The 14,021-nt window shown below is 70.6% G+C and carries 6 protein-coding genes; all 6 read right to left on the bottom strand.

Annotated elements, in window-relative coordinates; translation table 11 throughout:
• Positions 1-65 precede the first annotated feature (65 nt).
• Positions 66-1,304, bottom strand: coding sequence for a cellulase family glycosylhydrolase (locus ACFY9I_RS31575; RefSeq protein ID WP_391007764.1), 1,239 nt, complete (start codon positions 1,302-1,304; stop codon positions 66-68).
• A 311-nt stretch (positions 1,305-1,615) separates the two neighbouring features.
• Complete coding sequence (locus tag ACFY9I_RS31570) at positions 1,616-2,500, bottom strand: alpha/beta hydrolase (RefSeq protein WP_391007762.1); 885 nt, start codon at positions 2,498-2,500, stop codon at positions 1,616-1,618.
• Between the two features lie 537 nt (positions 2,501-3,037).
• Complete coding sequence (locus tag ACFY9I_RS31565) at positions 3,038-4,030, bottom strand: PaaX family transcriptional regulator C-terminal domain-containing protein (RefSeq protein ID WP_391007760.1); 993 nt, start codon at positions 4,028-4,030, stop codon at positions 3,038-3,040.
• Between the two features lie 888 nt (positions 4,031-4,918).
• The gene (locus ACFY9I_RS31560) at positions 4,919-6,358 is read right to left on the bottom strand and encodes a polysaccharide deacetylase family protein (protein ID WP_391007758.1); all 1,440 of its coding nucleotides are present in this window, start codon (positions 6,356-6,358) and stop codon (positions 4,919-4,921) included.
• Between the two features lie 195 nt (positions 6,359-6,553).
• The gene (locus ACFY9I_RS31555; protein ID WP_391007756.1) at positions 6,554-10,309 is read right to left on the bottom strand and encodes a helix-turn-helix domain-containing protein; all 3,756 of its coding nucleotides are present in this window, start codon (positions 10,307-10,309) and stop codon (positions 6,554-6,556) included.
• 261 nt (positions 10,310-10,570) lie between these two features.
• Entirely contained in the window at positions 10,571-14,005 is a 3,435-nt protein-coding gene (locus tag ACFY9I_RS31550) for a S8 family serine peptidase (RefSeq protein ID WP_391007754.1), read from the bottom strand.
• Positions 14,006-14,021: the final 16 nt, after the last annotated feature.

Raw genomic sequence — 14,021 nt, 5'->3', positions numbered from 1 at the left:
CGCCTCCACCCGGCCGAACTGCGCGCCCACCGGAGTATGTGCCCGTCGGCGGGACTCTGGTTCTGCTATGTGCCGGACGGAAGGCCCGACCCGGCGGCACCGCTACCGACGCCACTCATGATGGCGTTGATGATGCCCTGCTGGGTCACCGTGAGGGAGCGCCGGTCGAACAACCCGAACCCGTAACGGTCGGTTGCGCCGTTGTCCCAGTAGATGGTGGAGGCACCGTATTTCTTGGCCGTGGCAACGACGGCCCGTGCGAAGTCAGCGCGATACCTGTTGTTCGACGAATCGAACGACGACTTGTCGATCGCACCGTACTCGCCGACAACCACCGGATACCCCTTCGTGACGAAGGTGTCGTACATCTTCTTCAACTGCGAATCCAGATAGTCTTCCTGCCCCCACGTCGACGTCCTCGATGGGTTGGTCGCCGCTCGTCCCCACTGCGTGATGGTGCCGCTTTCCTCTCCGGCGAAGTCCCACGGGGCGTAGTGATGAACAGAGATCATGATGCGCCGCTCGTTGGCGGGGATGGAGGGGGACCGGTACTGGTCGGACGGAAGCCTGAAGCCGTAATTGCCCGCGGTGTAGTCGATGTTCGTGTTCCAACCGGGAACGAGCAGCCACCGTGAACTGTTGTTTCCGCCGGTTTTCCGCACGGTGTCCACGAAGATCTGGTTGTAACTGTTGATGTTTGAGTAGCACGGTTGGGTCGGGTTGCCGTACTGCCCGTCGAACTCCTCGTTCATGGACTCCAGGATCAGGCGCTGGTCGTAGTTCTTGAACGTGTTCGCGATCTGCTGCCAAGCCTTTTCATACTTGGCCTTGATCGTCGTCTGAGAGGGGGAATCGCAGATCAGCCATGATCCGTTGACGGTCTTGTAGCCGTCGCCATGCATGTTGATCACCACATGCATGCCCCGGTTGTAGGCGTAGTTGACGACTTGCTGGATCCTGCTCAGCCAGGAGGGGTTTATCGTGTAGTTCGGTCCGGATCCGATGTGTCCCAGGTAGGAGACCGGGATCCTGATCGTCTTGAACCCCGCCGCCCTCACTTTGTCGATGAGGGCTTGCGTCACGGTCGGCTGGCCCCATGCCGTTTCGCTGGGGTATCCGTTGGTGGTGGCTTCGAGTTGGTTCCCCAGATTCCATCCCGCGCCCATGTCGGCCACGATCTGCGAAGCACTCGACTGCGCCACCGAATCGGCCGTTGCCTGATGCGCCGCGCCGTACACGGACACGGTGACCGCCAACGTGACGGCAAGGAGAACGGCTCTGATCTTCCCTGCTGGTGAAGCCATGGCTTTCCTCTCTTACAGCCTCAGGGGTGCTGGCCCCCAAGTGGACCTGTCTGCCCGGGTACGAGCGGCCGGAGCCGCCGCGTGTTCGGGGGTGTGGTTCGGCGCCCCGCCTGGGAACGCACACAGCCGATGGCGCCGCGATTCACCTCGCAGCGGTCCGAGAAGTGGACGGAACTGCGAAGCGCCCGTGCGGTGGACGGGGCCGGGCGCCGTGCTGTCGCGCGTCCGCGGGCGGGCACGCATCCCGCACGGCCCCACCGGATGCGCCGTGATCACGGCGGACGCGCGCCCGGGCCGTGCGTGGTTGTTCCTCAGCTCAGCACGGATTCCCAGGTGGTCGTGCTGGAGGTGGCGTCGGCGCGAAGGCGGTCGCGGGCTACGGTGTCGCCGTACAGACTCCACCGCATCCAGTCCACGAAAGTGTTGACGGTGCGGGAGTCTCCGAAGTAATTGCTGTGGCCGGCGCCGCGGAAGGTGAGGAACGCCTTGGCGGCGGGCAGTTCCCGATACGCCTGACGGGCGGAGGAGATCGGGCACGTTCCGTCCCGGTCGCCGTGCATGAACAGGACCTTGGCGCGGACCGACGGGCTCGGGTTGCCCATGTCCACACAGGACATGGGGACCGCGGCGGTGATCCGTGCGTCCGGCCAGGCCGTCAGCAGACCGTGGGTGGTCATGCCGCCCATCGAGTGGCCGGAGACGCCGACTCCGACCGCTGTGTTGATGTGACCGGCCAGCGGGTCCCCGGCGGTGTTCAGGGCGAGGGTCCGGGTGATGACCTCGGAAACGTCCTTGGACTGGTTGCCGTTGTAGACGTCTTGACCACTGAGGTTGGCGAAGTGGGGGGCGGGGACGATGAACCCCGCCTCGGCCAGGGGGCGGATGATCGCCAGGGAGTTGTGCGGGCTGCTGCTGAAGCCGTGCATGAACTCGCAGACCGGAAAGACGCCTTGCGCGACGGGGGCGTTGGTGACCGGGGAGCCGCCGGGGGCACCGGTGGCGGGGTAGTAGACGTAGGTGGTCCAGCGGCGGCTGCCGCGGCTCCAGGCATACGGGCGCACACCGACCGCGAACCGCCGGGTCGGAGCTCCGGCCCTCGCGGTGGCACCTGCTTGTCCCGTGCCGAGCAAGGACATGCCTACGCTCGCGGCTCCGGCGGCGCTCAGGGTCAGCAAACTACGCCGTTGCATGGTCATGAAGACTCCTGGTGGGGGGTGTGCGGAGCGCTGCTCGGTCAGGTGTCGGAAGAAACATCGGCGATGCTGCGGCGGTGACGCGGACCGAGGTGGTGGGGGCAGTAGCCGTGGGGATGGTCAGGTCGGCGTATCGCGCACGGTGGAGGACGATCCGGCCCTGCCCATGGCAGCGACCGTGGTGGTGAGCGATACGGTGTGGCATTGCGAGCGGCACGGCTAGCCGCTCAACACCGGCCGACCGGCGACTCGATCATGGAAGAAGCCCTTCGCGCCCACCTGCCCGCCCGCCTGTTTGGGGGAGGTGGGAATCCCGCAGAAGCGTCGCGGAGGTGGCTTTCCTTTCACTCGTCGTGTGCTGCGCTTCTGGGAGCGTTCCCATGTCGTCTTGCAACAGTCAGAGTCCCGATCGGGTACCGATCTGTCAATCATTGGCGCCCAACTCGGTTGACTTCGACGCGCATTCGACAGATCGCGGGGGCGGAAGGCGCTGTGTGGCATCTCCGCGGTCCGCCCGGTCACGCTCGCGGCGGTCCGTCGTCAGCCGTGGCCGACACCCGCACTCATACCGGCGATCGTATGAGCCCTGATGTCGGGGTGCGGTCCCTGCGCGAATCGGGTCACCACAGCGCGGACATGGTCCTGGGCCGGCTGGAGCAGACCGTCGTACACCGCGACGCAGACTTCCCGCGCCCGTGACCGGGGCCAGCCGGGCGGCAGCAGCCCGATGGGGAGCAACGGGTCCAAAATGGGGAAGTGCCGGTAGGCGTGCATGACCTCGGTCCTGGCGCGTACCGCGTCGGCACCGGTGACGCCGTCGGCGCTGATGCGCGGAAGCAAGCCGCTCCAACGGCTGATGAAGGCCCGGTAGTGCTCGGCGATGCCGGGCAGGTCCCACGCCTCGACCGGGCTGCGGTCGACCTCCGTATCCAATTCCTCCTGTCGCGCGCGGAACACGGTCACCGCTCCCCGCGCCAGGTCTGCCACCTCGATCCGTCCCTTGGCGGTCAGGGGGTTTGGCGACACCCAGAGCGCGTCGTACAACGGCGCGAACCCGCGCCAACGCAGCGCGGTGCGTAACGCGCGCCGCCGCGCGCTCTCCTGTTCCGGGACGGAGAAGGCGATCAGTGTCCACCGTCCGTCCCATGAGTCGGGTTGCGTGGTGAAGGTGGCGATCGAGCCGGCGCCGCTCCACAGGTCGACGGCGGCTTCCTGTGTCAGCCGGTAGGAGCTGCGCCGCCCTTGTCGGCTGCCTTCCAGCACCCCTCGGCGCATCAGCCTGCTGATCGTCGTCCGGGCGGCGCCCGCGGTCACTTGGAACTCGCCGAGCAATGCCACGATCGCCGCCGAGGGCATCCACGCCCGGACGGGGAGCGTGTAGTCGGCGATCAATGTCACCGCGAGTCCCTGCGGCGAGAGGCTGCCCTGCCAGCCGGGCGACCGCACGGGTCCGACGGTGCCGTCACCCTCGTCGGAGAAGATCTCCTCGAGGTTGGCCAGGTTCGGCAAGGTCGGCTCCGACGCGGTGGACACGGTCGGCACCACTTTAACGGTTGTGAATCGGCACCACTCAACGGTTGTGAAATCGCCGGGTGGAGCCCCGCCGCGACTGCTCCACGCGGCGGGACCCCTGCGCACCGGTGAAGACGTCCGGGCAGTGCCCAGGTGCGTTACACCGGTGTACTTGGAGCGCGGCGGCAGCCAACCGTCATTCCGGCCTGTTGACGACCTGGCGGCGCAGGAAGAGGTTCATGGCGGTCCCGTCGCCGCCGCCGGCTGTGTGAGCTCCTCGCGAATCGTTCGGGCTGCAGTGGGTGCTCCCGGGCGGCGAGTCATCCTCTGCCCCGCATGCACCTGATGCAGCGTCAGGTACGTCGGCATCTGGTCAGCATCAGTTCTCGAACCTCCTGAAAGGCTGTCCGAACAGGCACCTGGTCGGTGGCGTCACAACAGCCTTGTTTGCACGGAAGCCCAGGCAGGGAGTTCACAAGCAGACCCACTCCAACACGCACAGGCCGGCGAGGCTGAAGCATCGCAGGGCGAGCGAGTTCCGGGAGGTTCCTCTGCCGTGCTCCGTGCGGCACACATCCTCGATGCGCACTCTGGGATGCTGCCTGAACGAGGTCGCCGCGGAGACCGTCCCGGGTTGGCAGTCCGATACGCGACCATGGTGGCACCACAGGCACAGGGTGTAGAGACCGTCCAACGGCGTCCAGTCACTCCAGGGCAGGCACGCGATGCCAGGTCAGGGCCTCGCAGTCCGGAGGAATCCGGGCAGCTGGTGAGACCTGTGCGAGAGCGAGTGCGACGACGAGTCCGCGGGCAGAGCGCTGTCCGCCCTGACTGTCTTCGGCCTGACCTCGCTCTCCCGGCCGCGTCCTCGATCCGGCCCGGCAAGTCCTCCCTGGCTTCCCCTCCGCCTCACAGCGTGGCCCGGAGGTGGCTGACGGTCACGAAATGGTAGCCGCGGGCGGTGAGGGCGCGAAGGATCTGGGGGACGGCGGCGACGGAGGTGGCGTGGATGTCGTGCATGAGGACGACGTCGTTGCGCTGGGCCTTGTCGATGACCGTCTGGGCGACCTTGGCGGGGAAGCGGTACTTCCAGTCCTCGGTGTCGACGTCCCACAGCACCGGCGAGAGGGTGGTGGCGGCCTTGACGGTGCGGTTGATGGCGCCGTAGGGCGGCCGGAAGACGGTGGGGGTCTTACCCGTGGCGGCCTTGATGGCGGCGCTGGTGCGGTTGAGCTGGGAGGCGATCTGCTGGGGGGTGAGCCCGGTGAGGTCGGGGTGGTTCCAGGAGTGGTTGCCGATCTCGTGGCCGGCCTTCGCCTCGGCGCGGACGAGGTCGGGGTGGGCGGCGACGTTCTGGCCGACGGTGAAGAAGGTGACGCGCGCCTTGTACTGGGCGAGGTAGGTCAGCAGGGTCGCGGTCTCGGGGGCGGCGGGTCCGTCGTCGAAGGTCAGGGCGATGCACTTGACCTTCTTGCAGTCGGTGTCGTCGTCACCGGAGGCCGTGTGGGTGGGGACGGTCGGAGCGGGGACGTGGGGCGCGCCCAGGTCGAGTGAACGGCTGGGGCTCACGGTCTGCCGCTGGGCGCGCTTGCCGAACGGGGACAGCCATGGCGTGATCGTCTTCTTGGGGATGGTCACCGTCTGGGCCCCGGCGGCCGGAACGCCGACGTCGCCGCGGTCGAAGTGCACCCGCAGCCCCCCGTCGGCGGTGAAGGCCATGTCGTCCAGGGCGGTGCCGCGGGTGTCCGGGTCGGAGAACGTGTCGTCCAGGCCGGCGGCATCCACGCCCTCCCGGTCCTTGAGCTGATCCTTCAAGGCGGCGAGGAAGGCGTCCCGGGAGCCGTCGGCGACGAGGCCGAGAGCCGTGCGGTAGGCGCCGGCCTTGCCGTCGTACCAGTACGTGCCGGCGGACCGTCCGTCGGCCGCGGCATTCTGGTCCTGGGTGGTGAGGCGGACGCCGAGCACGTCGCCGGAGGCGACCAGGAACTGGTGGCTGATGTTGAGGTCGCGGACCTCCGCGTCGCCGGTGCCGTTCCCGCACGCCCCCGAGCGGAAGGTTGCCAGACGCCGCTCCACGTACTCCTTCATCGCGGCCGTCATCGCCTCCGCCCCCGGCACGTCCGGGAAGCTGGTGGCGAACGGGCAGGAGTTGCTCTCGCTGCTGTCGTTGTCGATCTCCAGGCCCTTGATCTTCGCCGGGTCGACCGTCCGGACCGGGGACGGCGAGGAGCCGGGCCGCGCGCCGGCGGATGCCGTGACCGGAGGCTCGGACGTCCCGTGCGAACAGGCCGCCGTGAGGGTGAGCGAGCCGAGCAGCAGGAGGGAAGGGAGCAGGGGGTGAGAGCGCATGTGACCAGAACCTGAGATGAAGGGACCTTCCGGGCGTCGCGGACCGGACGCCGGTCGGCCGTCGCGTCGGAGGACGCCGACGGCCGTTGTGGTCTCTGATCGTTCTGGTCAGGGGCTTTTTTCAGCGAGGCCCGGGGTCACTGTGAACAATTCCAGGGCTTTCCGAAGTGGCACTCTGTCCCCTTTTGCTGGTGTTCAGTGCGCCGACGGGCAGACCTGTCGGTACGGCGCGTCGGGGACGTACCGCCGCCACTGCGCCCGGGTCAGCCCGCCACCGGCCCGCTCGCAGAGGGCGCGGACGGCCGCGTCGGGGGCGATGGGGTGGCGTTGCAGCACCACGTTCGGTCCGGTGGCATAGACCGTGCTGTCGTCCCGGCCGAAGGCGAGCGAGCGGATCTGGTCCCCGGGCGTGGGCAGGTCGCCGCCGAGCAGTTGCTGGCTGGCGGTGTCCCACAGTCGCAGGGTGCCGCTTGCTCCCCCCACGGCGAGGGTGCGGCCGTCGGAGGAGAAGGCGAGTGCGCCCACGGCCTCGGCCCGGCTGGTCGGTGCCGTGTCGGCGGTGCCGGTGAGCACCCCCGTGGCGTGGCGCAGGTCGCCGTCCCAGAGGGTCACGTGCCCGGTGGTGTCACCCACGGCGAGCCGGGTGCCGTCGGGGCTGAAAGCGAGAGCGGTGACCTCGCGGCCGTCGGCGAGCGCCCATCCGGTGACCTTGCCGGAAGGCAGGTCGGCGTACTCGTCGGCGGAGCCGACGAGCAGCCGTCCGTCCGGCCGCACGGTCACGGCCTGCCCGAAGAGGCCGTGGCCGCGCAGGGTTCGCGGGCCGCGGTGGGTCCGGGTGTCCCAGACCTCCGCCGCTTCCCCGTCGCCCGAGGAGCGCACGGCCAGCAAGGTGCGCCCGCCGTCGCCCAGGGCGAGCGCGGACACGGGGCGGTCGGCCGCTCCGGAGGTGGTGAAGCTCGTCCGGACCGTGTGGGCCCGTATGTCCCACACGGTGAAGCGCTGCCGCAGGGATCCGCCCGAGGAGGTGGTGTCGGCGACGCCGAGCGTGCGGCCGTCCGGGCTGAAGGCCAGCAGGGGGGTCTCGTCGCCGGTGGCGTTCGGCTCGGGGCCGAGCGTGCTCCGGGCGAGGACGGCGCCCGTGCGGGTGGAGCGCAGCTCGAGGCGGTAGCCGTCCCCCGACCTGGTGGCGGTGGCGAGGGTGGTGCCGTCCGGGCCGAGGAGCGTGGCATCGGCCGGCGTGTTCTGCCAGCGTGCGGCGAGGCGGTCGGTGAGGTCGAAGGTGCGCACGGTGGCGCGGTCGAGGTAGCGCAGGGTCCGGCGGCCGTGGTCCGGGGTCCACGTCAGCCGGCTGACCTCCGTGCCGGCCAGCGGCCGGTGGAAGACCTGCACGCCGCCCGCGGCGAGTCCCCATACGGAGATCTCCTGGTCGTCGGCCGTGGCGAGGAACTCTCCGTCGGGCGAGAGGTCGGCTTGGGCGAAGCCGCTGGTGCCGCCGCTGGCGAAGTCGGCGACGACGCGCCCGCTGCGGACGTCCCAGACGGTGGCCGCTGTCCCGTGGACCACGGCCAGCCGCCTGCCGTCCGCGCTGAGGCGCAGCAGCCGGTCCCCGCCGTCTGCTCCCGAGCCGGTGCCGCACACGGTCCTGTCCGCCTTCTGCCAGGCGCCGGGCAGCTGCCGGCCCTGCGCGGTGTCCCACACCTGGGGCGGGCCCTCGGCAGGGCAGAGGGCGGCCAGACGTCCACCGGAGCTGAGGGCCGTCGCGGTGAGGTCACGGGAGACGCCGGTGGTGAAGAGGACCTTGCCGTCGTCAGTCCGCCGGACCCGCACCTGGCCGGGCCCGTCGAACGGCTGGATGAGGTACGCGTCTCCGTCGGGCGCGGTCGCCCCGAGGTACGCATCGCCCAGATCGGCGGCGGGCCTCCCCGCGGGGAGGTTCCACAGGTTGTCGCTTTCCGCCCCCGTCAGGACGAGGAACCGGCCGTCCGGGCCGACATCGGACGCCTCCGCTCCGCTCGGCAGGTCGTAGGAGCCGGTGCGGCGGTGCCCGGCCACGTTCCAGGCGGTGACGCGGCTGCCGTCGGCTCTGAGCAGGGTGCGGCCCTGGTCGGTGAGGAAGCGCCGGACGTTCTCGCCGGTCTGCGGGTCGGTGAAGGCGTCCTGTTCCGGCTGGGCGAGCGCGCCCAGCAAGGCCGAGCGGGACTCGGTGAGCGGGGCGATCCGCCACGCGGCGGCGCCGAGCAGGGAAGCGGTACGGGGGTCGGTGGAGCGCAGGCTCTCGACGACGGTGGCCAGGCGGCGGGCGGCGGCCTTGGCGGCCTCTTCCTCGCTCACCCGGTCGCGCTGCCAGGCGACGAGTCCCGCGGCCAGTGCGAGCACGAGGAACACGGAGAGCCCGACGGTGAGCACACGCGTGCGGCGGGCAGTGCGGGTCTCGGCGTCCCGCTCGGCGTCACGGGCCGCGGCCGAGGCGGTCAGGAAGGCCCGCTCCGACCGGGTGAGGTCGTCGTCCTCCTCTTTCCCTTGTTCCTCCCGTTCCTCCCGCTGCCTGCCGAACAGCTCCTCGGCGCGGTCCAGCCGGGTCCCCCGGTACAGCGCACCGGGGTCACGGTCCAGCTCCTCCCAGGCGCGGGCGGCCTCGCCCAGGGCCCGCTGGGCGCGCAGCCGCTCCCGGCTCTCCTCGATCCAGCCGGCGAGGCGCGGCCAGCCGGTGATCAGGGCCTCGTGGGCGAGCTCCACGGTGTCGCCGTCCAGGGTGACCAGGCGGGCTGCGGCCAGTCGTTCCAGGACGTCGAGCGCGCCCGGTCCCAACTCGGACCGGGACGCCGGGCGGCGCGTGTCGGCCGTGCGGTCCCCCGGGGCGATCAGCCGCAGCAGGATGCGCCGCGCCGTACGGGCCCGGCCCTCGTCCAGGTCACCGTAGACCTGCTCGGCGGTGGCGGCGATCGCCCCGCGCACGCCGCCCGCCTCCTCGTACGCGGCCAGTGTCAGGGTGCGGCCCCGGCGACGGCGCCAGGTCTCCAGCAGGGCGTGCGAGAGCATCGGCAGCGCGCCCGGCCGGTCGCCGACCTCCTCGATGATCCGCGCGGTCAGAACGCGCTCCACGTTGAGCCCCGCCGCGGTGGCCGGGCCTGTGACGACCTCCCGCAGCTCGTCCCCGCTCATCGGCCCGACCAGCAGGTTCGCGTGACTGACCGCCTCGGCCAGCTCGCGGTGTTCGGCACAGTGGCCGTAGAAGTCGCCGCGCACCGCGACCACCACCCGCAGGCGGCTCAACGGCTCCCGCGCGCCGAGCAACAGGTCCAGGAAGCGGTCCCGCTCCTGCCGGTCGTGGCAGAGGGTGAACAGCTCCTCGAACTGGTCGACGATCACCCAGGTGTCCAGCTCACCGTCCTGGGGAACGAGCGCCTGCCCGTGTGCGTGGGCGGGCCGCTCGCCTGGGGTGAGGACCCGGATCACCGCCGGGCGGTCGGCGCCCGTGCCCTCCCGTAGCAGCGGGATGAGGCCGGCCCGCAGCAGCGAGGACTTGCCGCTGCCGGAGGGCCCGAACACTGCCGCGAACCGGTGCGCGCGCGCCAGGTGCCGGAGTTCGCGGGCCAGTGCCTCCCGGCCGAAGAACAGGTCGCTGTCAGCCGGTTCGAAGCGGGCCAGCCCACGGTACGGAGCCCGCTCGTCGGCCGCGGGTGCACGCAGCTCGGCGTCCGCCTCCCGCCAGCGGTCCTCCCACTCGTCGGGGTCGGCGTCGAGCACCTCCGCGTACGCGCGCACCACCGCCAGTGTCGGCAACTGGTCGCCGGCCGCCGCCTGTGACAGCGCGGTCGTGGAGTAGCCCGCCCGCTCCGCCATCTCCCGGTACGGCGGTTTCCCGGCCTTCTCCCTCAGCAGGCGCAGGTCGTGCGCGAGACGCTGCGCCGGACCGGCGTTGGGGTCCACCGGTTTCTCGCGTCGACCCACCTGGTGGCACCTTTCGAACCTCGAACAAGAAAACGGAGCTCAACCTACGTTTTCACCCGTCCGCAGGCAATCCCGGTCCGCCGTGGTTGCTGCGGACCATTCACATGCCGACCTTGCCGTCGCTCCGGCCGACGTGGTCGCAGTCGATGACGCGCTGGTTCGAGTAGTGCCGTTCGTGAGCAAGAAGCTGATTCGGGCTGTGGTGTGTGCGGCGGTGGTGGCCCGGCGGAGCCGGCTCACCACCGCCGGGGTGCCTTCCGGTTACCGGACGGTGCGGTAGGCGTTGTGGATCGTGCCGGTGTAGGTGTTGCCGGCGGTGTCGGCGAGGTCCGCCCTGAAGGAGACGGTGCCGGGCCTCTTCGGGTTGGTAAGGGACAGGTAAGGCTTGCCGCTCGTCGTGCTGTGCACGGTTACCGGCTTCCAGGTACGTCCGCCGTCGGTGGACACTTTCACCGTCAGCGACTTCAGGTGCCCCTTGGCCGCAGCCGGGCCCTGCAGGGACAACGGGACGGTGATCCGGGCGCCCGCCTTCGCCGTGCCGGTCAGGCTCAGCCCGGGATGGAATCGGACGACGGAGAGCGGCCAGGCGACAGTCCGGCTCTCGGGCGTGTTCGCCGAGGTGAACGTCCACACGCCCTCGACGTGGTCACTGACCTTGTAGCCCTTGCTGCGGTCGGCGGTGATGGACAGCTTGTAGCGAGCTGTCCCGGCCCGCAGGTTGGAGTAGGTGTTCGGGCAGGTGTCCTCGGTGAAGTCGCCTATGACCTTGCTGCCGGAAGTGAGCCGGGTACGAACCCTGGTCTGCGCGGAGTACGAGAAGTTGCCGGGCCCGTCCGAGAACATGGGCACGCACAGCGCGTAGTACCGCCCGATCCGCAGACCGCCCACGACCTTCGTCGGTGTCACGATCGGGCCGTGGACACCGCCGTCCAGAGTGACCCGGTACGTACGGTCCGCCGCGAAGCGGCGGGAAGTGGCGAAGGCGGTCACGCCTTCTCCGTCCGTACCGTTCTGCGTCCGGGCGCCAAGGATCCAGCGCACACCGTGGCCGGTCGACAGGTACTGCACGATCTTGGCGGTCGGCGCCGCACGCAGCGGCCCTTCGACGGCGAACGTGGCCTGGTCGAGAGCCGGCCAGCCCGGCGTGGCCCATGTGTTGTTCTGCGCGGTCTGCGCCTTGGTCAGGGCCGTGGCGACGGAGGTGTTGACCTTGGCCATGCCCCGGGTGGAGGCGAAGGTGCGGGTGAGGCCGTCGAAGAAGCCGCCGGTGCGCGTGGTCACCAGGTTGTACGCCGGGGATGTCGCGGTGCGCTGCCAGATGCCGCCGGCCTGGGCGATGAAGGAGCCCGCGGGGGCGTTCGGGCCGACCTGGCCGAGGAAGGTGGTCTTTGCGTCGAGGTCGGTGCCGATGGCGAGGTCGTAGGCCGGCTTGGCGCCGCGGGCGGCGAAGACGACCTGGCCGTCCCGGAGGGTGGCCCGGCGGTCCGGAGCCGTCACCTTCACCGGCTTGGCCTTGCGCCCGTCGAGGGCGACGGTGGTGTCGTGGTCGAGCACGAGGTGAGGAGCGACCAACTGGGCGGACCGGCCTGCCGGGGTGATGGTCATCGCGCTGATCGCGTAGCGCCCTCGGGGCAGCCGAAGGGTGACCGTGCCGCTGCGCGCCTTTCCGTCGTCGTACGGCGTGAACTGCTTGCCCGTGTCCAGGCCCGCCACGGTGACGTCGGGCTCGTTGTCGCGCTTGCTGTCCCGGCGGGTGGTGACCAGGGTCAGCGTGTGCGTCTCCACCTCGCGGTCGACCGCAAGGGCGGTGCGGACGCTCTGTCCGTCACCGCTCGCGGTGACCGCGCCGGAGTAGACGCCGTCGGCGCTGCCGAGGCGGGTGTCGGCCGTGACCGTCGCCTTTGCGGTGTCGCCGGCGGGGACGGTCAGCCGGGCGGGGGAGACGGTGACCATGCCGGTGGGCGCGGCCTTGCCGTCGGGGCCGGTAGCGGTGATGCCCAGGTCCAGGGTGACCGGCCGGGTGCCGTCGTTGCGGTAGGTGAGAGTCCTGGTGACGGGGGTGTCGTCGTCGTGCGGCCAGGGGGCCGGGGTGTCGAAGTCGACCGAGGACGGCTCGCTGCCGACGGTGGTGCCGATTGCCCGGGGCAGGTCGGCCCGGCCGACGCCGACGTCGTACGGAGTCACGCCGCTCAGCGTCCTGGCCGAGGCCGTGAGGGCGGACTTGAGCCGCTCGCCGGTCCAGCGCGGGTGCTCCTGGGCCAGGATGGCGGCGGCGCCCGCGGTGTGCGGGGTGGCCATCGAGGTGCCGGACATCGACACATAGCCGGGCGCCTCGTCGTTGCCCTCGATGCCGTGGGCGGCCTTCGCGGCGATGATGTCGACGCCGGGCGCGGCGATGTCCGGCTTGAGGCGGCCATCGGCGGTGGGGCCGCGGCTGGACCAGGAGGCGATCTTGTCGTGGCGGTCGACGGCGGCCACCGTCAGGGCGGCCGCGGCCGCTCCCGGGGAGCCGACGGTGGTGTCCGAGGGGCCGGAGTTGCCGGCGGCGATCACGAACAGGGCGCCGGAGGAGGCCGACAGGTCGTTCACGGCCTTCTCCAGGGGGTCGACGCCCGGGGTGTCGACCTCGCCGAGGCTCATGTTGACGACCTTGGCCCCCTGCGCCACGGCCCACTGCATACCGGCGATGATGTCCGAGTTGTCACCGAAGCCGGTGTCGTCCAGGACCTTGCCGACCAGCAACTCCGCGCCGGGAGCCACGCCCTTGTACTTTCCGCCGCTCTTCGCGCCGGAGCCCACAACGGTGGAGGCGACGTGGGTGCCGTGGCCCTGCCTGTCGTCGGCGGAGCCGGAGCCGCTGAAGTCCTTGGCCTTGAGGATCTTGCCCTTGAGGTCCGGATGGGTGGCGTCGATGCCGGTGTCCAGCACGGCGACCTTGACACCCTTGCCGTCATAGCCCGCCTTCCAGGCCGTCGGGGCACCGATCTGCGCGACCCCTCCACGCGGGTCGGGAGCGACGGCGGCCTGCGCGCTGATCTTGACCCGCCCGTCCAGCCACACCCGGTCGATACCGGGGGCAGCGGTCACGGCGGAGCGGCCACCGGCGGAGTCGGTCAGCGCCTGCCACACCTTGCCCGCGTCCGGCTTGTCGGTGGTCAGCGCGTCGCCCTGGATGGCCGGCAGCCGGTGCGTGACCTCCGCCGGGCCGGCGAAGAGGGATTCCCTGGCTTCCTTCTGAACAGCGCTCGAGCCGTCGTAGGAGACGATCAGCGGCACCTGCTTGCGATGGGCGTCGTCGTAGCCGTCCTTGACCAGCTGAGTGACGTCGAACAGTCGGCGGTCCAGCCTGCCGCTGCCCAGCAGCCTCGTCGCGTCGAGCGGAACGACATAGGTGTGGCCGGCGACGCGCCGTACCGAGTACCCGATGCCGCTACGGCCCTTGCCCGGCCGGACCTCGACCACCCGGCCGTTGCCGTCCACGCGGACGGTGTCACCGGTCAGGAGCGTCACGCGCGCGGCCGGCTTGGTCAGGCCGCCCGGGGGCACGGTGGACGGTCCGCCCGGCCTGATCGGTGCGGCGGAGGTGACCGTCGCGGTCGCGGTGAGGCCGGCCAGTGCCAGCACGGCGGCGATGCCGCACACCGTGCTGGCGTGCCCGCGCGGTCTCCCGCTGGTCCATTGGCGCTTGTTCCGCAAAGGAAGTTCCCTTTCC

It is taken from the genome of Streptomyces sp. NPDC012510, from assembly GCF_042955065.1.
Taxonomy (GTDB): Bacteria; Actinomycetota; Actinomycetes; order Streptomycetales; family Streptomycetaceae; genus Streptomyces.
This window is presented reverse-complemented; position numbering and strand designations above follow the sequence as displayed.

What these genes read in the sequence shown, in the direction of transcription:
- ACFY9I_RS31560 (WP_391007758.1), bottom strand. Translation starts at nt 6,358, where the DNA reads ATGCGCTCTCACCCCCTGCTCCCTTCCCTCCTGCTGCTCGGCTCGCTC.
- ACFY9I_RS31570 (WP_391007762.1), bottom strand. Translation starts at nt 2,500, where the DNA reads ATGACCATGCAACGGCGTAGTTTGCTGACCCTGAGCGCCGCCGGAGCC.
- ACFY9I_RS31575 (WP_391007764.1), bottom strand. Translation starts at nt 1,304, where the DNA reads ATGGCTTCACCAGCAGGGAAGATCAGAGCCGTTCTCCTTGCCGTCACG.